The organism is Paenarthrobacter aurescens (assembly GCF_025421775.1).
Classification (GTDB): Bacteria; Actinomycetota; Actinomycetes; order Actinomycetales; family Micrococcaceae; genus Arthrobacter; species Arthrobacter aurescens_B.
Genome location: NZ_JAOEFX010000005.1, coordinates 117,951 through 141,631 on the forward strand (window position 1 = coordinate 117,951; position 23,681 = coordinate 141,631).

15 protein-coding genes are annotated in these 23,681 nt (G+C 60.5%); 13 read left to right on the forward strand and 2 right to left on the reverse strand.

Annotation, left to right across the window (positions count from 1 at the left end):
• The first annotated feature begins 16 nt into the window (after nt 1-16).
• Genes N7568_RS12305 through N7568_RS12320 form a run of 4 tightly spaced genes read left to right on the forward strand, consistent with a single transcriptional unit; the run spans nt 17 to nt 8,384 of the window.
• On the forward strand, nt 17-661 hold the full coding sequence (locus N7568_RS12305; RefSeq protein ID WP_261610114.1) for an SAF domain-containing protein: 645 nt from the start codon (nt 17-19) through the stop codon (nt 659-661).
• Entirely contained in the window at nt 658-1,968 is a 1,311-nt protein-coding gene (locus N7568_RS12310) for an AAA family ATPase (protein WP_261610115.1), read from the forward strand. The genes N7568_RS12305 and N7568_RS12310 overlap by 4 nt, the downstream gene beginning before the upstream one ends.
• A 57-nt stretch (nt 1,969-2,025) precedes the next feature.
• Nucleotides 2,026-6,882, forward strand: coding sequence for an NAD-glutamate dehydrogenase (locus N7568_RS12315; RefSeq protein ID WP_261610116.1), 4,857 nt, complete (start codon nt 2,026-2,028; stop codon nt 6,880-6,882).
• A 32-nt stretch (nt 6,883-6,914) separates the two neighbouring features.
• Nucleotides 6,915-8,384 (forward strand): sensor histidine kinase, encoded by a 1,470-nt coding sequence (locus N7568_RS12320; protein WP_261610117.1) that lies wholly within the window; start codon nt 6,915-6,917, stop codon nt 8,382-8,384.
• Between the two features lie 111 nt (nt 8,385-8,495).
• Here N7568_RS12320 and N7568_RS12325 read toward each other — a convergent pair whose 3' ends face one another.
• Nucleotides 8,496-8,744, reverse strand: a complete 249-nt coding sequence (locus N7568_RS12325; protein WP_003804966.1) for a WhiB family transcriptional regulator — start codon at nt 8,742-8,744, stop codon at nt 8,496-8,498.
• Between the two features lie 305 nt (nt 8,745-9,049).
• Between N7568_RS12325 and N7568_RS12330 the strand changes: the two genes are divergently transcribed.
• Entirely contained in the window at nt 9,050-9,484 is a 435-nt protein-coding gene (locus tag N7568_RS12330) for a hypothetical protein (RefSeq protein WP_439898977.1), read from the forward strand.
• Here N7568_RS12330 and N7568_RS12335 read toward each other — a convergent pair.
• Nucleotides 9,445-13,656 carry an FtsK/SpoIIIE domain-containing protein gene (locus N7568_RS12335; protein WP_261610119.1) on the reverse strand — a complete coding sequence of 1,404 codons (4,212 nt, stop codon included), beginning with the start codon at nt 13,654-13,656 and terminating at the stop codon, nt 9,445-9,447. The two genes, N7568_RS12330 and N7568_RS12335, sit on opposite strands and share 40 nt — an antisense overlap.
• Before the next feature lie 188 nt (nt 13,657-13,844).
• Here N7568_RS12335 and N7568_RS12340 point away from each other — a divergent pair, with 188 nt between their 5' ends.
• The 8 genes from N7568_RS12340 to N7568_RS12375 all read left to right on the forward strand — a co-directional run bounded on the left by N7568_RS12340 (nt 13,845) and on the right by N7568_RS12375 (nt 23,681).
• Nucleotides 13,845-14,462 carry an acyltransferase gene (locus N7568_RS12340; RefSeq protein WP_311236096.1) on the forward strand — a complete coding sequence of 206 codons (618 nt, stop codon included), beginning with the start codon at nt 13,845-13,847 and terminating at the stop codon, nt 14,460-14,462.
• The gene (locus tag N7568_RS12345) at nt 14,459-15,550 is read left to right on the forward strand and encodes a DegT/DnrJ/EryC1/StrS family aminotransferase (RefSeq protein ID WP_261610121.1); all 1,092 of its coding nucleotides are present in this window, start codon (nt 14,459-14,461) and stop codon (nt 15,548-15,550) included. The genes N7568_RS12340 and N7568_RS12345 overlap by 4 nt, the downstream gene beginning before the upstream one ends.
• Nucleotides 15,550-16,536 (forward strand): Gfo/Idh/MocA family protein, encoded by a 987-nt coding sequence (locus N7568_RS12350; protein WP_089595601.1) that lies wholly within the window; start codon nt 15,550-15,552, stop codon nt 16,534-16,536. Before N7568_RS12345 ends, N7568_RS12350 begins: the two co-directional genes overlap by 1 nt.
• 186 nt (nt 16,537-16,722) lie before the next feature.
• On the forward strand, nt 16,723-17,907 hold the full coding sequence (gene glf, locus N7568_RS12355; protein ID WP_261610122.1) for a UDP-galactopyranose mutase: 1,185 nt from the start codon (nt 16,723-16,725) through the stop codon (nt 17,905-17,907).
• Nucleotides 17,904-19,907: a glycosyltransferase gene (locus tag N7568_RS12360; protein WP_261610123.1), complete on the forward strand. Its 2,004-nt coding sequence runs from the start codon at nt 17,904-17,906 to the stop codon at nt 19,905-19,907. The genes glf and N7568_RS12360 overlap by 4 nt, the downstream gene beginning before the upstream one ends.
• Nucleotides 19,908-19,909: 2 nt before the next feature.
• Entirely contained in the window at nt 19,910-20,767 is an 858-nt protein-coding gene (locus N7568_RS12365) for an ABC transporter permease (protein ID WP_172324331.1), read from the forward strand.
• Nucleotides 20,768-21,499: an ABC transporter ATP-binding protein gene (locus N7568_RS12370; RefSeq protein WP_089595598.1), complete on the forward strand. Its 732-nt coding sequence runs from the start codon at nt 20,768-20,770 to the stop codon at nt 21,497-21,499.
• 73 nt (nt 21,500-21,572) lie between these two features.
• Nucleotides 21,573-23,681 (forward strand): DUF6541 family protein, encoded by a 2,109-nt coding sequence (locus tag N7568_RS12375; protein ID WP_261610124.1) that lies wholly within the window; start codon nt 21,573-21,575, stop codon nt 23,679-23,681.

Consider the following 23,681-nt stretch of genomic DNA (forward strand, 5'->3'; position numbering starts at 1 on the left):
CCGGGGGAGCATGAAAATGGGTCCAAGCGCAGATGTCGCCGCGGCGCGATTGAAAAAGCCATCGTGGAAGGATCCGCGTCTTCTCGTCGGTGTTCTGCTGGTTCTGGCGTCAATTGCCGGCGTCATTGCACTTATCGGCACGGCCGACAGGACCACCCAGGTCTACACGGCCAGGGAAGACATCGCGGTGGGCCAGATGGTCACCGGCGCAGATCTGTCCGTTGCCAAAGTCCGACTGGACGACATCGAGTCCAGCTACGTAACAGTCGAGAGCGGCCTGACTGCCGGGCAGGTGGCGTTGCAGAGGGTAGCGAAAAACCAGCTCATACCCCGGGGAAGCCTGGGGCAGGCTGACGCCCTGAATCGGAAGCCCGTTGCCATTTCAGTGGAGGAAGTACTCCCCGAGCAAGCCACTCCCGGCGCCCGGGTTGACGTCTGGGTAGCCATGCCAGGGGCGGGCAGTGCATTCGATGAGCCGCAACTGTTGCTGCCGGGCGCAGAAATCGCCCAGGTGACCTCAGGTGCCACTGCGCTGGGCGCGTCGAAAACCACCGTACTGCTGGTGCTCGTGACGGATGAGCAGATGCCGCAACTGCTGGGTGCACAAGCAAACAAGGCCAATATTTCCGTGGTTTGGAACCCCGCGGGTTCCAGCCAATGAGTATCCCGGTTGTTACCGTCGGGCCGGCCCAAGAGGCGGTGGTTGGCGGGCTGGAGAGCCTCCATGGTCCCGTGACCGTTGTCCGTCGTTGTTCTGAACTCTCAGAACTTATGGCCGCATGCCAAAGCGGCCTCGCGATGGCGGCTGTGGTAGCTGAGGGAAGCGAAGAACTTACTGCCACCCTGGTGGATCGCCTTGGAGCTGTTGGAGTGTCAATCCTGGCCCTGACAGATGACCCTGCCGAAGCATACCGCCTGCACTCCATCGGAGTCGTCGCAGCTGATCCAGGGATAGAACCATCAACCCTCGCAGCGAAGATTGCTGAGGCTGTTGGTCGAGAACGCATCGGTGGTCGGCTGGGCTCGGGTCACGACATGGGATTCGCGGATCCGGGCGCGGAATTGCTGCAGCTGCCTACCACCGGACCTGCTGAAGAAGGGCCAGGAGGCGCGGGGCGGGTATTCGCAGTGTGGGGGCCTATCGGTTCCCCCGGCAGAACTGTGCTTGCCGTCAACATCGCGGCAGAGTTGGCAGCGGAGGGCCAATCCGTCATCCTTGTGGACGCTGACAGTTATGGCGCAAGTGTGTCTGCAGTCCTTGGACTCCTGGACGAATCCGCTGGTCTGGCCCAAGCCTGCAGGCTCGCGGACCAGGGCCTGCTCGATGTCACAGCGCTGAAGGTCGCGGCGATTCCTGTCTTCACCAATAGCGGTTCCTTCCGGGTGCTTACAGGGACGACGCGCGCTGACCGCTGGACCGAGCTTAGGGCGGCAGCACTCTCGATGGTCCTCGAAAGGGCCAAGGAAGTGGCAGATGTTGTTGTGGTGGACACGGGCTTCTGCTTGGAATCAGACGAAGAATTAAGCTTCGACACCCTTGCCCCACGGCGGAACGCGGCTGCCCTCCGCAGCCTGGAGATGGCTGATGTTGTGTTTGCGGTGGGAGCGGCGGATGCCATCGGGGTCCCGCGCTTGGTCCGTGGACTGGCAGAACTCGAAGCAGCGGTTCCGCATGCATCCCCACGCGTGGTGCTGAACAAGGTCAAGCGCGAAGCTGTTGGCCCATCGCCCAAGCGGCAATTGGAGGAGGCATGGCAGCGTTATGGCCCGGGAATGGGCATCGACGCCTATTTGCCAGCTGACCCGGTCGCCTGCGACGCCGCGCTGCTCTCAGGGTCGGTCCTGCTGGAAGTGGCGCCGGAATCGGCACTGCGCATCGCCATTGCCAAGCTGGTCTGTGCGCCTGTCCAGCAAAAACGTATTTCCCTTGGCCGAAGTACCAGAGCCTTCCGTCTCCTTAAGCGATAGGCTCGCGGTGTGGGCTGCAGAGTCGCAGCAATCAACATGTGATGGAGGCGTTTGTAGATGTCGTCAGGATCCAGCGTGGAGGATCGGTCCGATGCAGCAGTTGTCCGTGAAGGGTTCTTCGGTGACTACTATGAGCACCTCGCAGAGGAGGATTCCCGCGCGTATTCGCCTGAGGTTCTGATAGCGCGGGCAACAAACCACAGAACCGTCGCGCAATCCCGTCAGCCCGGGAACGCCGTCGTCGAGGTCTCCGGTGAAGCTGACCGCAGCGTTGTCTACATTGTCACGGACGACATGCCGTTCCTTGTCGACTCTGTCAATGCCGAACTCGTTCGCCAGAATTGCGCGATCAGGCTGGTCATGCACCCCTTGTTCGTGGTCACGCGTGACCGGGTCTCCGGGGAGCTTCGCAAGATCTCAAGGGTGCCGTCCAACGTCGGAATTTCCAGTGGTGACACGGCTGCGCTGCCCAGCATCGCCCATCTCCTCGGCGACGGGGACAACTCATCGCACATGGAGTCATGGATCGCCGTCGAAATTGACCGCGTCAGCGATGATGCCCGCGCGGAATTGGTGGCCGGACTGCAGCGTGTCCTTGGCGACGTCAGGGCCGCCGTAGAGGACTGGCCCAAGATGCGTAGCAAGGCGCTTGAGTTGGCCGAAGCACTTGGCGGCGTATCGCACCCCGAGCAAGTCGCCGAACTCAGGCAGGCCCAGGACCTTCTGCGATGGCTGGACAACGGTAACTTCACTTTCCTTGGCTACCGCGAATACGACCTCGTGGACGAAGATGGCGAAGACGTCCTGCAGCTGCGTGAAGACAGCGGCCTGGGACTCCTCCGCGCAGGTGACACCACGCGACAGGTCCAGCACCTCACGGATGCGGGGCGGAAGCGTGCCAGGGAGAAGCGTGCTTTGGTGATCACCAAGGCGAACTCGCGGTCCACCGTGCACCGGCCCGCATACCTCGACTACATCGGAGTCAAGAGCTTCGATGCCATGGGCAACGTCAACGGGGAACGGCGCTTCATCGGGCTGTTCGCGACCAGCGCCTACACGGGATCTGTGCGCAGCATCCCGATTGTTCGGGACAAGGTCGATGCCGTTCTTCGGAACGCGGGCTTCCCGATTGATTCACACTCGGGCAAGGATCTTTTGGGAATCCTTGAGACCTACCCCCGCGATGAGCTGTTCCAGATCGAGATTCCGGACCTGGCCGCCACGGCCACCGGAATCCAGCGGCTGCAGGAACGCCGTCGGACCAAGCTGTTCCTCCGTCCCGACATCTACGGCCGGTTCATGTCCGCAGTGGTGTATTTGCCCCGCGACCGGTACACCACCAGCGTTCGCCTCAGGATCGAACAGGAACTCCGCGAAACGTTCCAGGCCGAAAGCATTGACTACGAGGCACGGATAACAGAGTCCGCTTTGGCCCGTGTTTTCTTCAGGATCAGGCTGCCCCGCACCGCCGAATTGGCTGACGTAAACGTTGAAGAGCTCGAACATCGTCTCATGAGGGCCTCCAGGTCCTGGAGCGAAGGTGTCGCCGAGGTTCTCCGCGAGCACCGCCCTTCAGGCAATGCTGACGTCTTGTCCGCCCTGTGGGCCGAGGCATTCCCGGCCGGATATCGCGTGGACTACGAAGTCGAAGACGCACTGGAAGACATCGAACGCTTCGAGAGGTACGGTGCGCAGGCGGAACGGGCCGGGGAAGTAACCAAGCAGGTCAAACCCGGTGTTCATGTGTACCTTCCTGAAGGGGCGGGAGAGGCGCTGGAAGAGGATGCCCGCGTCAAGCTCTATTTGATGGAGCCCAAGAGCCTGAGCCAGATCCTTCCTTACTTCCATAATCTCGGTCTTGAGGTATTGGACGAGCGGCCCTTCGAAATCGAAACTGCGGACCATCGCGACTTCTTCCTCTACGATCTGGGGCTCAAGTACCCCGCAGGCGTGGATCCCCTCGCGACCGGGGACCTCCTGGGTGATTCCTTTGGCGCTGCCGTCACAGGTTCCGTGGAATCGGACAACTTTGACCGCCTGGTGCTCCGTGAAGGCATGCACTGGCGCCAGGTAGTGGTTCTCCGTGCGTACGCCAAGTACATGCGCCAAATGGGCAACACCAACTCGTTCGGGTTCATAGCGGACACGCTTCTGGGCAACCCGGATGTTGCACGAGGACTCACTAAACTCTTCTCTGCGCGCTTCGATCCCTCCGTTCCAGAAGATCAGCGGCCTGAGCTTCAAGCCGCTGCACGGACAGCCCTGGCGGAGTCCATTGAACAGGTTGCCACGCTGGATGCGGACCGTGTCCTGCGTACATTTGTGAACCTTATCGAGTCGACCTTGCGGACCAACTACTTCCAGAACAAGGAATACCTCAGTTTCAAGCTCGATCCGACCTCGATTGAGGGGCTCCCCTTCCCCCGTCCGATGTACGAGATCTGGGTCTACTCACCCAGAGTGGAGGGTGTGCACCTTCGCTTCGGCAAGGTTGCCCGCGGTGGACTTCGTTGGTCAGACCGCCGGGAAGACTTCCGTACCGAGATCCTCGGCCTGGTAAAGGCACAGACGGTCAAGAATGCCGTCATCGTGCCGACCGGAGCCAAGGGCGGCTTCTTTGCCAAGAAACTGCCCAATCCCGCAGTCGACCGGGCAGCGTGGATGGCAGAGGGAATCGAGAGCTACAAGACCTTCATTCGAGGACTGCTTGATATCACCGACAACCTTGTGACCTCAGCTGAGGGCGAGACGCTTGTGCCGCCGTCGGACGTCGTTAGGCACGACGGCGACGATTCATACCTCGTAGTGGCAGCGGACAAGGGAACCGCCACGTTCTCTGACACCGCCAACGGATTGGCAGCCGACTACGGCTTCTGGCTCGGTGACGCTTTTGCCTCCGGAGGGTCCGTCGGTTACGACCACAAGGCCATGGGCATCACAGCAAGGGGAGCCTGGGAATCAGTCAAGAGACACTTCAGCGAACTTGACCTCGACACCCAGACCGAAGAATTCACTGTTGTGGGCGTTGGCGACATGTCCGGTGACGTCTTTGGCAACGGAATGCTGCTTTCCCGCCACATCCGGCTTTTGGCCGCATTTGACCACCGTCACATCTTCCTTGATCCCTCGCCGGATGCTGCGGCATCCTTTGCGGAAAGGCAGAGGCTCTTCGAGCTGCCCAGGTCCTCCTGGGATGACTACGATCGTAAGCTCATCAGCGAGGGTGGCGGCGTGTACACGCGCAGTGCAAAGACCATCCCGGTCTCGGACCAGGTCCGCAAAGCGCTGGGCCTGCCTGATGGCACGACGAAGCTAAGCCCGCCGGAACTTCTTCGCGCGATTTTGCTGGCTCCGGCTGACCTTTTGTACAACGGAGGCATCGGCACCTACGTCAAGGCAAGTACCGAGACGCATGCTGCTGTTGGAGATAAGGCCAACGATGCCATTCGTGTGGACGGCCGCGACTTGCGGGTCAAAGTGGTCGGCGAAGGTGGAAACCTCGGTTTGACTCAGCGGGGGCGCATCGAAGCCGCATTGCAAGGGGTCATCCTTAATACGGATGCGATCGACAACTCGGCCGGCGTGGACTGTTCCGACCATGAGGTCAACATCAAGATCTTCGTTGATCGAATGGTGGCGGCCGGCAAGTTGGACGCCGCGGAGCGCCCGTCGTTCCTGGCCGACATGACCGACGAAGTGGGACGGCTCGTTCTCCAGGACAATATCGACCAAAATATCCTGCTGCTCAACGACAGGACCCGTGTTGCCGATTGGAGCCCCAGCTACGAGCGTCTCATGGACTGGCTGGAGAAATCTGCCGACCTCAAACGCGATCTCGAGGCGCTGCCCACCACCGACACACTTCGTGCGAGGTTGGAACAGGGCCAGGGGCTGACGTCTCCCGAGCTGGCAGTTTTGGCAGCCTACGCGAAAATCGAGCTCGGAGCAGCGTTGCGGGACAGCAACCTCGCCGACGACCCTTGGTTCGCTGACACCATTCGCAACTACTTCCCGAAACAACTGCGGGAGAGGTTCGACGCGGAGCTGGACACCCACCCGCTGCGGCGCGAAATCATCGCCACTGTCGTAGCGAACGACATTATCAACCTGGGCGGCATCACCTTCGCGTTCCGGGCCATCGAAGAAACATCGGCCAATGAAGTAGCAGTTGCCAAAGCGTTTGTAGCCCTGCGCGAAATTTATGACCTCGATCCGATGGTTGCTGAGTTGAACGCACTTCCGGCTTCATTCCCCACAGAGCATTGGAGCGAAGTCCACCTGGACATCCGTCGACTGCTCGACCGGGCAGTGCGCTGGGTTCTGGGTCAGGGAATGGCTTCGCGGCCAATTTCCGAGGTTGTGGAATCGTTCAAGCCAACCATGGCTCCGTTGCGGGCCAAGCTTTTGGACTATCTCCGTGGTGAGGACAAAATCCGGATCTCGGCGTGGCTGGAAAAAGCACGTGGCTGGCACCTTCCAGACCATCTTGCACACAGGTGGGCAGAGCTCTTCGAGAGCTATGCGCTCTTGGATATCTCGCGGATTGCCCAGACCGGGAGCGACAGCGTCGAGGACGTTGCACACGTTTACTACACCGTGTTCAACCGATTCCATGCGGACTCCCTGCTCGAAAGAATCAGTTCCTTGCCGCGCGATGACCGCTGGCAGGCCTTGGCGCGGGCAGCCCTTCGGGATGACCTGTACTCAACGGTGGCGGATATGACGACGTCAGTGCTGGAGTCGACAGAGTCCGGCGCCGCAGCTGAGGATCGGCTGAAGGCATGGGAAGGGCAGAATGCCGAGCAACTCGGCCGTGCCAAGACCATGTTTGATGAGGTCAACGCCCTGGAAGCCGACGACATGGCTTCACTGTCGGTAGCATTAAGGCTCTTGAGGTCAATCGTTCGACGCTAGGGGCAATTCCCGGCGTCGCAAATGGAGGTGCAGTGGCAATCTTTACAGACCCCATCAGGGAACACGCTGATTTCGGGCCTGGAGATGCCGAATGGCTGCACCTCCTCGTCGGTGACTGGCAGATGGTCGCTGACTTGGCTTTTGCGGACCTCGCATTGTGGTTTCCGCATCCGGAGTTCGGCTATATCGCCCTCGCCCACGTACGTCCGTCGACATCCCATACGGTGTTCCACGCGGACTTCGTGGGTGAGGGCATCCGCTCTGATCTTCGCCCCCTTGTAGATAAGGCGTGGAACAGTCGGTCGATCGAGCGTTCCAGCGAAACGAGCTGGAGCAGTGAGATGGCTCTCCGGGTCGAGGCTGTTCCCATGGTGCGCAACGGCAGGACGCTCGCGGTCGTGACGTCCCACATGGACTTGTCCAGCTCCCGTATGCCGTCAAGGCTGGAACTGACGTATCGCCAGTGTGCGTATGACCTCCTTCGCATGGGAACCCTCGGACTCTGGCCTGACTTCGCGTCTCCGACAGGCTCCAGGCGCGGAGCGCCGCGCGTAGGCGATGGGCTCATCAGGCTCGATGCTGAGGGCATCGTGCAGTATGCCAGCCCCAACGGCGTATCAGCCTTCCGCCGGCTTGGAGAAGTTGAGTCGCTGGAAGGCCGGTCTCTGGCGGAGGTGACTGCCGGCCTGCTTAAGGACCGCAGGATGGTGGATGAGACATTGCCTTTGGTTGTCACTGGGCGAATGCCTTGGCGCAGCGAGATTGAGTCAAGGGGTGTCAGTCTTTCCCTCCGGGCCATTCCCTTGCGGGACGAGCAGCATCGCTTTGGTGCCCTTGTCCTCTGCCGTGATGTCTCGGAACTAAGGCGCCGGGAGATGGAACTTGTCACCAAGGATGCCACCATCCGGGAAATCCACCACAGGGTCAAGAACAATCTTCAGACTGTGGCGGCTCTACTGCGAATGCAGTCCCGGCGCATGGTCAGCGACGAAGCGAAACAGGGGTTGGAACAAGCAATGCGGCGTGTGGCCACCATTGCACTTGTGCATGAGACCCTCTCCCAGGGACTGACGCAGAGCGTCGATTTTGACGAGCTGATCGGACGGCAGTTCCGGCTGTCTGCAGAGGTGGCATCGCCGTCCCAGCAAGTGCGAACGGAACGATCCGGGATGTTCGGCGAGTTGCCCAGCGATTTTGCTACTCCGTTGGCCTTGGTGATTAATGAACTCGTCACCAACGCAGTTGAGCATGGGCTTGAGGGGCGAACAGGAACGGTGTGGTTGCTGGCCGACCGCGCAGACGGCGACGGCAACGACGAATTCTTGACCGTGACCATAGCCGACGACGGCGTAGGTTTGCCGGACGGACAGTACACCGAGGGCTTGGGCCTGCAGATTGTCCGCACACTGGTGACGAGCGAGCTCGGTGGATCCATTCAGTGGAGGCCACGTGACGGAGGAGGGACAGCCGTCGAAATCGTACTGAACCTCGCGCGGGCGTAGGCTTCCGAATCTACGAATACGGAACCCGCTCAGACGACAGGGTTCAGTAGTTGGGGATTAATAAGAAAGGCCGCGAACCAAATGGTCCGCGGCCTTTCTTGATTCTGTGGCCTACGAAGCGCGGCGTGCGCGAGCAGCGCGACGCTTCAGGGCACGACGCTCGTCTTCACTCATGCCGCCCCAAACGCCGGCGTCCTGGCCGGACTCCAGTGCCCACTGCAGGCAGGTGTCTACGACCGGGCAGCGGCGGCAGACACTTTTGGCTTCCTCGATCTGCAGAAGTGCTGGTCCCGTGTTGCCCACTGGGAAGAAGAGCTCCGGGTCCTTGTCGAGGCAGGCTGCGCGATTACGCCAATCCATGCTGATCAGTCACTCCATTCGTGAGAACTAGATAGTGCCTTTTGTGAAAACATTCACGAGAGGCTCCAAAGGAAAGGGGCCCGCATGGGCCCCCTTGGTCGTCTGAGTCAAGCGTTTCATGTTAACGCCTTGTAAACAAGGGGTGTTAGTGGTCGAAATGCCCGGAATCCGTGAGCGATGCATCACATCAGCCGCCAGTGTCCTCACTGCTAGACGACTATGTCCGGTAGTGTGCCAGTGTGTCAAGACCTCCCGTAAACCCTGCCCAACCCCCTTCCGGACCCGACGGAAGCGACGGTTCTGACGTGCAGCCGAGCCAGGAAGCCGAGGCTGCGGGCGGTCGCCCTAGGCCTCGGGGAATCATTGTGATCTCCGTTGTTGTTCTGCTGGAAGCCCTCGCGCTCCTCGGAGCTGCAGCCTGGTATGCCTTCGAGTTGCTGACGGGGGCTCCTGTGTTGACCTTCTGGGGAGCTGTCTTCACCCTGGGCTTGCTCCTTGCTTTCTCGGTATGGCTCTTTGCAGTGGGACATTTCCTGTTCCGCGGATATAGATGGACGCGCGCCGCAGCCTTGGTGGCCCAATTGTTCGTCCTTACCATCGGCTTCCCCACGATGACCGGCGGGCTGGTGGCGCCAGGGCTGGCGATGATCGTCCCTGCCGCTGCTGCGATTGTGTTCCTTTTCCAAAAGGACGTCGTCGCTTATGCCTCACGCACCGGCGGTACGTCCGGAGTGCTGTAGCTGGTCCGCGCGTCCGCTGGCGGCAGGTTCGGGGGCGGGAAGCCTGTTGTGAGCACGCCTTGAAACGGCTTCACCTCCGTTCCATTAACCAGGAAGCCGCGACCGGGGCGTGTTCGACCTGCATCAAGCCGGACCCCCAGCAGTTCACCATCGTGGGGTGTTCCCGGGGCCAGAATCACACCCGTACGTGAAGCCTGTACTTCCCTGGCGAGGGGCAATTGCTGTACGAGCGCCGGGCCAGGGGTAGCCGTGAGGACGACGCCGCGGACATTTCTGACCACCGCAGCGAGAGCCTTGTGGACTTGGGCATTCAAAGAATCCGCGTCATCCACCAACAGGATGCTGTTGGGATCCAGCATCCCCGCCGCCGCATCGCCCGCAACTGTGGCCCAAAACGATTCCTGGGATGCCCCGATTGGTGGGAAAACCCATGGAATCGAGGAATTCAGGTTGTAAAGAGACGCCAGGGCCGAGCTCTTCCCGGAACGATGGCCACCGAGGATGACGCCGACACCGTGAGACCTGAGTGGGAAAGACATGGGCATCGCTTCGTCACCTCCGACGCCGATCCACAAAGAGCTATGAGAGTTCTCCTCCGGGATGCCCAAGACCTTGGAGTTCACCCGTTGCCTGGACAGATGCGTGGCTTCTGGTCCGGGGGGTAACCGCTGTTCGGGGGTCTCGGCCAGCAGACTACGAAACTCCTGTCCGCCAAGTAGCTCCGGGAGTGGCCGCAGCCGGAATGGCGGTTCGGACTCCATGACGTGGGCGAACGGCCAAGGGGAAGTTGAGGGAGCTTCGCGAAACTGTGCCACCGTTGTCTGACCTTCAACGAAGTTGCCCACAACCACGGCGCGTCCCTGTAGGGAGTCCACCTCAGGTAGTCGCGGCCAGTGTAATCGCGACTCTTCAGTGGACCCGGTGGGAAAATATACGCGATTTTGTATGGCTGCAAAGAAGCGTGAGCTGACGAGCTCCCGCTCACCACAAATCAACACAGTGATGCCGAGCGATCTACCATCCCGGACAATGTCCTGGAGAGCTGCTTCTGCCCAAGCTGAGGGCCCTGCTCTGAACGCAGTCGCCCAAGAACACCAGCCAGTGACGATCAAACACAATGGTTTGCTGGCCCTGCTTGCATCACTTAGGGTGCGTCGACGTTCCATTTCCTCCGCGAGGCGCTTCAGGACGCGCGCCGCGAGTGTCAGTTGGTGCAGTCCAGCTATGGCGCCAATTCTTCCGCGCCCACCGAGATCGCCGATTATTGCGGCTGCGTCCAAGATATAGAGGTGCGGTTGAGGGCCATGGGTCGCCAGCATGGCGGAGGCAGCCCTGAAGCAGGTGTCCATGCCGCTCGACGGGCCTCCGATCATCGCCAGATGACCATCTTCGGCCGGAAACCACAGCAGGGGTTCCACGATTTGCTTCGACGGCCTGTCGAGCAGCGCCACAGGTCCGACAGCCCACAGCGGTGTTGCACTGGATGCCTGGCGCTTGACGATCTCCACAGCACGCAGCTCTTCCTGCCAACGGATCGAAGGGGGCAACGGTGCCGCTACAGGGTGCCTGGGGAGGGGCTTGCCGAGAAGCCGCCAAGCGTCCTGCACAATCGAAACGAGTTGCTGGACACCCGCATCCGGGAGAGCATCCGGGTGGCTTGTCATCATTCGGGCTTCTGTACGTTGCTGTAAAGCCTGCTTAGTCGCCTGGACAATCAGCACATCTTCGACCGGTGTGCCCGTGATGGTGACGTCTGGAAAACCAGAAAGAGATGCGGCTTGGAACTCTTCCGGCTTGCTCGCCGCCCGGGCCAGAAATGCCCGACCCGGGACGTTGGCTCGAATCGAGGCAGCTGCCTTGGAGTTGATGATGTCCACGGACTCTCCCTCCGACTGCACTCTAAGGGCGATGCTTGAGGTCACGTTTGCCCGGATATCGGCGGTCAGTGCCCCCTGAGGCCTTTGCGTTGCCATCACCAGATGGATACCGAGAGACCGGCCGATAGAGGCGATTCGAATGATCTCGCGAAGGGCGGCTGGGGCTTCGTCAATCAGCATGCGGAACTCGTCGATTACCAGCAGCAGATGCGGGATGGTCGGATACCTGGCCGTAGCAGCATGTTGGTATTGGCCCAGGTCCGTCACGCCGGCCGCGGCGAACAGTTCCTCGCGGTACGTGATCTCTCCACGAAGTGAAGTAAGAGCGCGATGAAGTTGATGGCTGGCAAGGTCGGTCAGAAGCCCAAGGCAGTGGGGGAGGCCAGCAAGAGGACGCAGCCCTGAGCCACCTTTGAAATCAAAGAACAGGAAAGTTGTGTGATCCGGAGGGTACTTCAGCCCCATGGAAGCTACGAGCGTCCTGAGGAGTTCCGACTTTCCAGAGCCTGTGGTCCCGGCAATCAACAGGTGCGGACCGTCATGCTTGAAGTCAAACGCCAGCATTCCATTGCGGCCCCGGCCCAGCACCGCCGTAAGCTCCTTCTGCGGTATCGCGTCTTCCCAACGGCGGAGGATTCGCCGGTGCCCAAAAGGAAGCAGGTCTGCCAAGGAACACTGGTCAGGAATAGCTTGGGTTGTGCTGGCTCCAACCTGGCCGGTCATGGCCGCCACGCTCCTGCAGAACCCGTCGAAAACCCGGTCTGGAACGAGGTCCGGAATGAAGGGCCTTCGCTCACTGCCCTGCTCCAAATAAGCATCTGTACCCGATGACGAAATCTCTATGGCGGGTTCAGCGCGTTCGGACGGCGCCCCGCAGTACACCACTTGCCACGAAGCAAGACGTGCAGCGCTCAGCAGGGATGGCAGGGCATCGACCTGGTCACGCACTGGGTCCCCAATGATGAACAGCCTCCCGTTAGGACTGCCGTTCTGATCCTGAAGGGCAGCATAAGCGGCGTCGTGGCCGGTTGCGAGAGTTACCTGCGGGAGGAATCTTGCGCTCAGGGGGAGGCGTCCCGCCGGTCCCAGGATGACGACAGGTGACTGTGAGGCGACCGGAAAGATGGCCAGTTGCATCAGCATGAAGCGAAGCAGGGCATCCACGTGGTTTGGTTCCCCGGAAAGGGCCACCACCGGATGTCGTGGATCCAACGTCACCGGCGCCGGGCCGATGGGTGGCGGACGGAACCCGGGATCCTCAGGGACAATCCGTATGTTGGCAGCTGTGTCCATGGTGCCGAGCCTGAGCCACGCTCCGGGCCGGTCAATGCCAGCCAATGACTGTGAACCTGGAGCCACTGCAGAATTGGGCAGCGCCTGTGCGGCCTGCGGACACAGCCGGCCCGCAACTGCGCCGATGCCGTGCACAGCTACCGATATCTCCGCAGCTGATGGCGAGCATCGACGACGCCGGCCGATGTCGTCCTGTGCCGCACGGGCAACAGCTGTCCTACGCTCGCGTCGGCTCTTCCGGCCGGCGATGAGGGGGAGAAGGAGACTGCCTGCTGAGATGGCGGTGAAACCCAAAAACGTCCACATACCGGTGGCAACAGCCAGTCCGATACCGGCAGCCAACGGTAGTCCCGCCGCCAAAGTGATGGCCAATCGGTTGCTGGGACTTCCCGTATGGGGGACTTCGAGGGGTTCTTCGACGGAGCAGCCGGCGTCGGCGGAAATTTCCGGCAGTTGACCGCTCTCTGTGAGCACAGTGAAAGTGGAGTTTCCACACCGGACTACTGACCCGGAGTTGACTGATCTACGGCGTGCGGGCTGTCCATCCACGAATACAGTGTTTGCACCCTTCACCGCGCTCAGTGTCAGAGCTGTACTGGAAACGTCCACGACAGCATGCTCCCTGGACATGCCCGGATCCGGTACCGGAATTTCGACCGGGCCCCTGCCGATTCGGAACCGTCCGCGATGGATCCGAAAGATGGCGCCGGCACTGGGGCCCGAATGGGTCAACAGCATCAAGGGCTGGGGCGTGGGTCCGGAGCGGCGCGGCGGGGAAGGACCATCCACCAAAACGGCGCCTGACACCAAGGGCGGCTGTCCTACTGTAAGGGTGGACAAATCCCGTCCGTCGACGGAGAGTGTGTCAGCTCCACGCTGATCCTGAAGGAGGGACAGGAGTTGGGTGCCGGACATACCTGCAGTGACCGAGATGGTCAATTCCTCCGGGGCAGCAGTACTCGCCGCAGCCGGGCCGCGCACCAATGTGCACTCCAATCTCACTGAATCCTCCTCGCATCGCTGCCTTGATGGTTCGCTTTTCATTGGCGGGACCGCCATAGCTGACGATATGTAGTTGGCAGCCGAACCGCTGCCCGTGCGAGGGTGTATGTGGACAACTGGGCAAAGCACGCTTGCTGCCTTGACGTTGGGGCTTGGTGTCTCAGCTAAGATGAATCTCGTTGTCGCGTGTGCTCAATGAGGAAGGACCTTCACCGGTGATAGTGGTTGCGGAGAGCGCCGATGTTTCAGACAAGGCGGTAATTGGTGATGGATCAAAGATTTGGCATCTTGCCCAAGTCCGCGAGCAGGCCGAGTTGGGCGTCAATTGCATCGTGGGACGAGGTGCCTATATCGGCACCGGGGTGAAGATGGGGGACAACTGCAAAGTCCAGAACTATGCACTTGTCTACGAGCCCGCGGAACTTGAAGCCGGTGTGTTCATTGGCCCGGCAGTTGTGCTGACCAACGACACCTACCCCCGTGCTGTCGGCCCGGACGGCAGCTTGAAGAGCGCTCACGATTGGGAGCCCGTTGGCGTCACCATTCGCGAGGGCGCATCAATCGGTGCCCGCGCCGTGTGCGTTGCTCCCGTGACCATTGGACGGTGGGCCACAATTGCCGCCGGCGCGGTCGTAGCCAAAGATGTCCCGGATTTTGCCCTGATGGTCGGAGTTCCGGCCAAGCGTCACGGGTGGGTCGGCAAAGCTGGTTTCCCGCTGCAGCGCAGCGGAGAGAACTGGGTGTGTCCGGAAACCGGCGCAACGTATGTTGAACAGAACGAGACCCTTCGAGAGGTAGAGGCATGAGCCCCGAATTCATTCCCCCGGCCAAACCCATCATCGGCGATGAAGAGCGCAAGGCCGTTGATGCCGTGCTGGCTTCCGGCCAACTCGCCCAGGGCACGGAGGTAGCCGCTTTCGAGGAGGAGTTCTCCCAGGTCCTCCTCGATGGCAGGGCCGCCGTTGCTGTCAACTCCGGCACCTCGGGTCTTCACCTGGGCCTGCTGGCTGCCGGCATCGGCGCTGGAGACGAGGTCATCGTTCCGTCGTTTACTTTCGCAGCGACGGCCAACTCGGTGGCACTGACTGGTGCCACTCCCGTTTTCGCTGACGTTGATCCGGATCACTACACTCTGGACCCGGCATCCGTCGAAGCAAAAATCACCGACCGTACAGCGGCCATCATGCCAGTGCACCTCTACGGGCACCCGTTCAACGTCGATGCGATTGGCGCGCTTGCAACCAAGCACGGCGTCAAGGTCTTCGAGGACGCTGCTCAGGCCCATGGCGCAGCAGTTAATGGACGCAAGGTTGGCACGTTTGGCGACTTCGCCATGTTCAGCCTTTACCCCACCAAGAACATGACGTCGGGTGAGGGTGGCATGGTCAGCACTGGTCTGGCCGACGTGGAGCGTCGCCTCCGGTTGCTCCGCAACCAGGGGATGGAACGCCAGTACGAAAACGAACTGGTTGGCTTCAACTGCCGCATGACCAACATCCATGCCGCCATCGGCCGCGTCCAGCTGACCAAGGTCAACGGCTGGACCAAGACCCGCCAGGAAAACGCTGCCTTCTTTGACGCGAACATCGAAGGCGTTGTCACGCCTAAGGTCGCCGAAGGCTACGAACACGTTTACCACCAGTACACGATCCGCATCGCTGAGGACCGTGACGGTTTTGCCAAGGCCCTGCGTGAGGAATACAACGTTGGCTGCGGGGTCTACTACCCGATTCCCAACCACCGTCTTGCGCCTTTCCAGACCTCGGATGACCTCCCCGTCACCGAAGAGGCGGCAGCAAGCGTGCTCTCCCTTCCGGTGCACCCGTCACTGAGCCAGGATGACCTTGACCGGATTGTTGCCGCCGTCAACGCTGTCGCCAAGGCGGGTAGCTAGTGGCGAATCTGCGCGCAGGCCTCATCGGACTTGGAATGATGGGGCGTCACCACGCCCGTGTCATTCGTGAACTTGAAGGCGTTGACCTTGTTGCTGTTGCCGATTCCTTCGGAGACCCCCACAACGTTGCCGACGGCCTGACGGTTTTCAACACGGTTGAGGAACTCATCGCACAGGGCATTGATATGGCTGTGGCGGCAGTGCCCACGATCCTCCACGAGGAAGTGGCGCTGCAGCTTGCCGAGGCAGGTGTCCACTGCCTCGTCGAGAAGCCGATCGCGAATGATTCCGAATCTGGCCGACGGATCGCTGAAGCCTTTGAATCCAAGGGCCTCATCGGTGCCGTCGGGCATATTGAACGCTTCAACCCCTCGCTGCAGAGCCTCCGGGACCGGTTGGAGAATGGTGACCTGGGTGATGTCTACCAGATCAGCACAAGGCGGCAGGGGCCGTTCCCGGCCCGCATAGCCGACGTCGGTGTCGTCAAGGACCTGGCCACCCACGACATCGACCTCACTGCCTGGCTGGCCCAGAGCAACTTCGTCAACGTCGTGGCCCACACTACCTCCCGCAGTGGCCGCGAGCATGAGGACATGGTCACGGCCATTGGCCATCTCAAGAGTGGCGTTGTGACGAACCACATTGTCAACTGGTTGTCACCCATGAAGGAACGCACCACGGTGGTCCTTGGCGAACGCGGCGCGTTCATTGCCGACACCATTTCCGCGGACCTCACGTTCGTGGAGAACGGCACGTTCCAGACGGACTGGGATTCCGTTGCGGCATTCCGCGGTGTTTCCGAGGGGTCATCGACGCGCTTTGCGCTGGCAAAGCGTGAACCCCTCAAAATGGAGCACGAGGCCTTCCGTGATGCAGTTCTCGGAAAGTCCTTGAACATTGTCACCATGGCAGAGGGGCTCGAGACCCTGAGGGTCGCGGAGGCTGTTTTGGAATCCGCGAAATCCGGCTCAGTCATCACTCTCTGAGCACTTCAGATCAAGCAAGGCACCAAGGGGAGGTTGGCCGCTGGCCAACCTCCCCTAGCCGTTTCCGGGCGCGGCCCCTCACCACGGTGCCCCGCCCCGGATACCGGGAACCCGAGTCATGTCGGGTAGCCTTGACCAGTAGACGTGGGCATTTCTGTGCCCGCACGCCAATACACAGGAGAGTTTGTGAACGCTGATCTCGTCGTCGTCGGCTCGGGTTTCTTTGGCCTGACCATTGCAGAACGCGCCGCTACCGAGTTGGGGCTGAAGGTCGCGGTGCTTGATCGCCGCCACCATATTGGAGGAAACGCCTACAGCGAGAACGAAGCGCAGACGGGAATCGAGGTCCACCGCTACGGCGCACACCTCTTCCACACGTCGAACGAACGCGTTTGGGAATATGTGAACCGCTTCACCAAGTTCACGAGCTACCAGCACAAGGTGTACACCAGCCACAAGGGCGAGGTTTACCCGATGCCCATCAACCTGGGCACCATCAACCAGTTCTTCCGTTCGGCCATGAGCCCGACCGAAGCGAAGGCCCTCATCGCGGAGCAGGCCGGCGAATTGGCCGGGACCGATCCGCAGAACCTCAATGACAAAGGCATCCAGCTGATTGGCCGCCCGCTGTATGAGGCGTTCATCAAGCACTACACAGGAAAGCAGTGGCAGACGGATCCCAAGGACCTGCCGGCCGAGATTATTTCCCGGCTCCCTGTGCGGTACAACTACGACAACCGGTACTTCAATGACTCTTACGAAGGTCTTCCGGTTGACGGCTACACAGCGTGGATCGAACGTATGGCCGATCACCCCAATATCGAGGTTGTTTTGAACACGGACTTCTTCGACGACGGTGAGTTCGGCAGGTCTGCTGTTCTGGGCCAGGTGCCGGTCATCTACACCGGCCCGGTGGACCGCTACTTCGACTACGCCGAGGGCGACCTCTCGTGGCGCACCATCGACCTTGAAGAGGAAGTGCTTCCCATTGAGGACTTCCAGGGCTGTTCTGTGATGAACTACCCGGACGCCGATGCTGCCTACACCCGCATCCACGAATTCCGTCACTTCCACCCTGAGCGTGACTACACCAAGGACGCAACGGTCATCATGCGTGAGTTCTCGCGCTTCGCCGAAAAGGGTGACGAGCCGTACTACCCGGTCAACACCTCTGACGACCGCCAGAAACTGCTTGCATACCGCGACCTCGCCCGTGGCGAGAAGTCCGTCCTCTTCGGCGGCCGTTTGGGAACCTACAAGTACCTCGACATGCACATGGCCATTGGCTCTGCCCTGTCCATGTTCGACAACAAGATCAAGCCGCACTTCACTGGCGGCGCCAAGCTTGAAAGCGGGGGAGTGGACGCATGACGGCTACTACGAACGAAAGTCAGAAGACGGCTATGACCACTACGGATGACCTGGCACCGGCCAAAGAAAACCTGCGTATTGTTCAGCGTGTGGTTTTCCCGGCCAACCGCGACCTCGACACCCTTCCGCTGTATGTCGACCCGGATACCAGCAAGGTGAAGAAGGACGACGGCGACAACAGCGCCGTCGTGCAGGCAGTTGGAATGACGCGGAAACTGCACCCCGAGGACATCCTGGACCGCGGTTCCGTGCAGGTTCGCCGTGGTGAGCGGCTTTCCTTCGGTTCCTATTTCAATGCTTTTCCTGCCAGCTACTGGCGGAAGTGGACCGTTGCCACGAAGACAGTCCTGCATCTTGAAACGGAAGGCGAGGGGACGGTCATTGTCTACCGCTCCAACGCCCGTGGCGCCTCGCAGCGTGTTGACTCCATACTCGTGGAAGGCGCGGCCGGCAACGACTTTGAATTGACCCTGGCGCCGTTCGGCGACGGTGGCTGGTACTGGTTCGACCTCATCGCCGGCGGCGACGGCATGACGCTTAAGAGCGCCCACTGGGCAGTCCCGGATGAAGGCCGCCCCCAGGGCCGGGTCACGCTCGGTGTTACGACGTTCAACCGCGCTGACTACTGCCTCGAAACCATCAAGTCGATTGATGCCGACGCCGGGCTGAGGGAGATCCTCGCCGAGCTGATCATCGTCGACCAAGGCAACAAGAAGGTCGCTGACGAAGCCGGATTCGATGCAGTCGCAGAGTCGATGGGTGACCAGCTCCGCGTCATCAACCAGGGCAACCTGGGTGGCTCAGGCGGTTTCGCCCGCAACATGTATGAGATGGTCGTTTCCGACAAGAGCGACTACGTGATGCTGCTGGACGACGACATTGAGCTTGAGACTGAGGGCGTCATGCGTGCAGTGGCATTCGCTGACCTCTGCCGCAAGCCAACCATTGTTGGCGGGCACATGTTCGACATGTACAACAAGTCGGTCCTGCATGCCTACTCGGAGGTCGTCAACTTCTACCGCTTCCTGTGGGGGCCTGTGGAAGGCCTCGGCAACCACGACTTCTCCTCTGCGGGCTTGCGTTCCACCCCTCAGCTGCACAGGCGCTGGGATGCTGACTACAACGGTTGGTGGATGTGCCTAATCCCGAAGACCGTGGTGGAAACCATTGGACTTTCCCTTCCCGTCTTCATCAAGTGGGATGACGCAGAGTATTCACTTCGCGCCCGTGCCGCCGGATTCCCGACGGTTACTCTGCCCGGAGCGGCTGTCTGGCACGTCTCCTGGGCCGATAAGGACGACTCTGTTGACTGGCAGGCCTACTACCATGAGCGCAACAGGCTTATCGCGACGCTCCTGCACTCGCCGTTCCCCAAGGGCGGACGCATCTTGCGCGAAAGCCTGAACACGGACGTCAAGCACTTGGTGTCCATGCAGTATTACCCTGAGCAGGCGAGGATCATGGCCCTCAGGGATGTCCTTGCGGGCCCGGGCAACCTGCACCAGCAGCTGCCCACCACCATGCCCAAGCTCCGTGCAATGCGCGAGGAATTCCAGGACTCGCAGGTCAAAACTGATCCCGGGGCCTTCCCGGAGGTCTTCCGGAAGCGTCCCCCCAAGAAGCCGCAGTCCTACAAGCAGCCCGGTGCCCTTGGTCTGCTTCCCTGGGCCGTGAAAACCGTCCTGAAGCAAACGCTGGCCCCCGTGCGTGACTCCGCCAAGGAGAACCCCGAGGCACAGGTAGCGCACCAGGATGGCAAATGGTGGAGCCTTGCGCACTTGGACAGTGCAGTCGTCTCCAACGCAGATGGCACGGGAGCTTCGTGGCACTTGCGTGACCCCAAGCTGGCCCGCCAGCTTGTGGTGGAATCGGCAAAACTCCACGCCCAGCTCTTCTCCAACTGGGAGACCCTGCGGGCCCAGTATCGTGAAGCCCTTCCAGAGATCACTTCGATGGACTCCTGGCGGCAAACCTTTGATGCGTCGGAGCCCAGCAAGTAGCGATGTCGAACTCCACTGATACGTATGCTGTTCCGGGGGTGGGCGCCGGGCTGCTGGACGTCTACCGCCGGCGGTACCTTCTTAAGCTGATTGTCCGCAAGGAACTCCGTGTCCGCTACCGCGGCTCGGTACTGGGTTTGGCTTGGTCCTATGTCAAGCCGCTGGTCCAGTATGTGGTCCTGTTTTTTGCCTTGGGCATCGTGTTGCGGGTTGGGGATCAAATTCCCAACTACGCGCTTTACATGTTCTCCGGTGTCATTGTCATCAACTTCTTCTCGGAGGCATTCTCGAATGCCACCCGATCCATCGTCTCGAATGCGGCACTGGTAAAGAAGATCTATCTTCCGCGTGAGCTGTTCCCGGTGGCATCCGTATGGGTGGCTGCAGTCCACTTCCTGCCGCAATTGATTGTCCTGCTGGCCGCAGCACTGCTGAGCGGATGGCATCCGGACATCATGCAGCTCTTCGGTGCCCTTCTTGGTTTTGTCATTGTGGCCGTTACGGCAACAGGCCTTGGCCTGTTGGCCGGTGCCATCAACGTGTTCTTCCGGGATGCCGAGAACATCGTGGACATGCTGATGATGATCGTGACATGGACTTCGCCGGTCTTGTATGACTGGACCATGATCCGCCGCCTGGCCGCGCCTTGGGTATTGACGATCTACCAGCTCAACCCCATTACCGTTGCGGTGGAACTGTTCCACTGGGCGTTTTGGTATCCAACGGTCAATCAGCCTGTCGAATTGCCTCCACACCTCCTGGTGACCGGCTTCATCGGACTGGGCATGGCGGCACTGTTCCTTGTTATTGGCCAGATCGTCTTCCGACGGCTCGAGGGCCACTTTGCGCAGGAGGTCTAAATGGGTGCAGCAGTAATCGTCAAGGGCCTGAAGAAGACCTTCAACCTCCGCCACTCGCATTCCATGAAGGAAACGCTGGTGTGGCTTGCCAAGGGGCGGAAAGGGGATCTCACCAAGAAATTCGATGCCTTGCACGACGTCAGCTTTGAGATCCAGCCGGGGGAGACCGTGGCATTGTTGGGCTTCAACGGCTCCGGCAAGTCCACGCTTCTTAAGCTGATCTCAGGTGTCATCCTGCCTGACCAAGGGACCGTTCGCACCAAGGGCAGGGTCGCGGGCCTGATCGAGGTGGGAGCAGGCTTTCACCCGGATTTGTCAGGTCGTGAAAACGTCTACCTCAATGCGGCCATCCTGGGGATGACGGAACAGGAGATCCAGGAAAAGTTCGACGACATCGTTGCCTTCTCCGAGATTGAACAGTTCATTGACACTGAGGTGAAGTTCTATTCCTCGGGTATGTTCCTCAGGCTTGCGTTTGCGGTAGCTGTCCATACCCAGCCGGATATCTTCCTCGTGGACGAAATCCTGGCCGTGGGCGACGAACCGTTCCAGAGGAAGTGCCTGGCCAAGATCAAGCAGCTCTCTGATGAAGGCCGGACTTTGGTGGTGGTCAGCCACGACCTTGACATGATTTCGCGGATCTGTGACCGGGGAGTGGTGCTGTCCTCGGGCACGGTCCAGTTCGAGGGTCCGGCTGACCAAGCCGTGGCGTGGCTGCGGGAACGTAACTAAGCCGCATCCAATTGCAAAGAGTCGTCTGTCAACGGATGGCTGGTGGAAGCATCTAAGAAAGGCGATCGTAGGAATGGGTATCGGCCCGCTGCTGTTGTGTGTACTCCTGATCGTTGTGTTGTGGTGGGGCCCGGGGTGGATCCTGGGAGAAGCGTTGGGCGTTCGCCGGGTTCTACTGCCCGTTGTAGCGCCGTTGCTCGGAATGGGCGTCCTGACGGTCATCGGCGTCATGGGAAATGCGCTGGGGCTCAGTTGGCAGTTGCTCCCGGTGACGGCGGTGCTGCTGGTGCTGTGTGCACTCCTGTTTGCCCTGCGCTTGACGCTGCGGCGCTATTTCCCGGACAAATTCGGCACCGTTGCCCAGCCGCCAGTCTTTGGCAAGCAGCTTTTTAAGGGATCGTGGTGGATCCTCCTGGCCGGTTTGGTCGCTGGCGGTGCGGTTGCCGCTGTCTCTTGGATTGTGGGAACCGAAGGCCTCCAAGGGATCAACCAGGACTGGGACATTCCCTGGCACGCCAACATGATCCGACTGATCTCCGTGAACCACGAGTGGGATCCGAGTATCGCAGGCAACTTTGCCTACTACGACACCACCATTCCTGAAGCTCCCATCCGGAGCTACCCCATCGCCTTCCACGCGGTGTTGTCTCTGTTCTGGCCCATGAGCGGCGTAAGCATCCCAGTGTTCCTGAACGTCTTTGTCCTGGTGATGATGGCAGTTCAACTGCCGTTGAGCACCATGGCCTTGACCATGCTGGTCACCCGCCGCCCGATTGCTCTGGCGGCCGCGGCGGCCGTTGCCGGTTGGTTTACGGTCTACCCATACGACCTCTTGTGGCGTGGCCCGTTGATTCCGTTCTTTGCCGGAATGCTGCTGGTTGGGCCGTTCGCCCTGCTGGCAGTGAAGGGGGCCGTGGAGCGACAGAAGTTCTGGATCCCCGGCATCGCTTTTGGCGCAGTCGGACTCATCGCAGTCCATCCCTCACTGGCCTTCGTTGTCCTGCCCGTACTGATCTTCTGGTTGATTTCTGCATTGATCCGCCGCAAGGGCAGGATCCTCGGCATTACGGTCTACCTTGCGGTCTCCGGTGTTCTGGCAGTCGTCCTCGGTTGGCCGATCATCGCCCAGATGCTGAAGGAATCCGAGCGCGTCTCCAAGCAGGTCTGGGCCGCGGACACTGACCGCAACGGTGCTATCCAAAACATCATTTTCCTGAACCACGGTTCAATGGCAATGCCGATCCTGACGGCGCTTGTGGCCCTTGGCTGCCTGGCCGTGGTCCTCAGGATCCGCATGTGGTGGTATTTCGGTCCTGTCCTCGCCTTCGCCTTCCTCTCGGTCTACACCATGGGTACAGACAACCCGCGTTTCATGACTTTGACGGCCCCGTTCTACGACGACCAGTGGCGAATCTTCGGCATACTTGTGATGCTCCTTGTGCCCCTTGCGGGTTTGGGAGTGGCGCAGGTGGCTGAAGCCATCGCCTGGCTGGTGGCAAAGGTACGCAGCCGCTCGGCCAACTCCACTACGGACGGAATCAAAGCCGGCCGGAGGCCCAGCCACGTGGTGACCGCAGTTGCCGCGGCAGCGGTACTCCTTGTCAGTGGCATCGCGGCTATCCCGTACTTCAAGCAAAACGCCGAGCGGATAAACATCAACACCAAAGTTAACGGGGCGACGCTGAGTGCATCTGAAGTCGGCCTCCTCAGCAAAATCGATCAGTATGTGCCGCAGGACGCCACGGTACTGAACGATTCGTGCGACGGCTCGGTCTGGATGTACGCCCTCGGCAACCGCATGCCGATGATCCGGCACTTCGAGATTCTTCCTACGAATCGTCAGTTGCTCGTCCTCCAAAAGCTCCCTGAGCTTGCCACGGATTCGGAAGTACGCGACGCGGCCGCCGAGCTGGGCATCGAATGGGTCTATATTGCTGATGGCAGGATCCGGGCATGGGACGAGCCCAAGGCCGGGCTGACACAGCCGGACTCCATTCCGTATCTTCAGCTCGTGGTGCGCGAAGGAAACGCCGCGCTCTACAAGATCGACTGGTCGCAGTTGCCCGGGGGCAAAGAAGCCTTCGACGCCGCAGCCAAGGACCGACTCCAGCTCGACGGCGTATCGGGGATCCTCGAGAACCGGAACCCGGACGGAATCGCACCGCTAGGAAGGATCTGCTGA

What these genes read in the sequence shown, in the direction of transcription:
- N7568_RS12345 (WP_261610121.1), top strand. Translation starts at nt 14,459, where the DNA reads ATGAGCCCCGAATTCATTCCCCCGGCCAAACCCATCATCGGCGATGAA.
- N7568_RS12310 (WP_261610115.1), top strand. Translation starts at nt 658, where the DNA reads ATGAGTATCCCGGTTGTTACCGTCGGGCCGGCCCAAGAGGCGGTGGTT.
- N7568_RS12370 (WP_089595598.1), top strand. Translation starts at nt 20,768, where the DNA reads ATGGGTGCAGCAGTAATCGTCAAGGGCCTGAAGAAGACCTTCAACCTC.
- N7568_RS12375 (WP_261610124.1), top strand. Translation starts at nt 21,573, where the DNA reads ATGGGTATCGGCCCGCTGCTGTTGTGTGTACTCCTGATCGTTGTGTTG.
- N7568_RS12360 (WP_261610123.1), top strand. Translation starts at nt 17,904, where the DNA reads ATGACGGCTACTACGAACGAAAGTCAGAAGACGGCTATGACCACTACG.
- N7568_RS12315 (WP_261610116.1), top strand. Translation starts at nt 2,026, where the DNA reads ATGTCGTCAGGATCCAGCGTGGAGGATCGGTCCGATGCAGCAGTTGTC.
- N7568_RS12365 (WP_172324331.1), top strand. Translation starts at nt 19,910, where the DNA reads ATGTCGAACTCCACTGATACGTATGCTGTTCCGGGGGTGGGCGCCGGG.
- N7568_RS12325 (WP_003804966.1), bottom strand. Translation starts at nt 8,744, where the DNA reads ATGGATTGGCGTAATCGCGCAGCCTGCCTCGACAAGGACCCGGAGCTC.
- N7568_RS12305 (WP_261610114.1), top strand. Translation starts at nt 17, where the DNA reads ATGGGTCCAAGCGCAGATGTCGCCGCGGCGCGATTGAAAAAGCCATCG.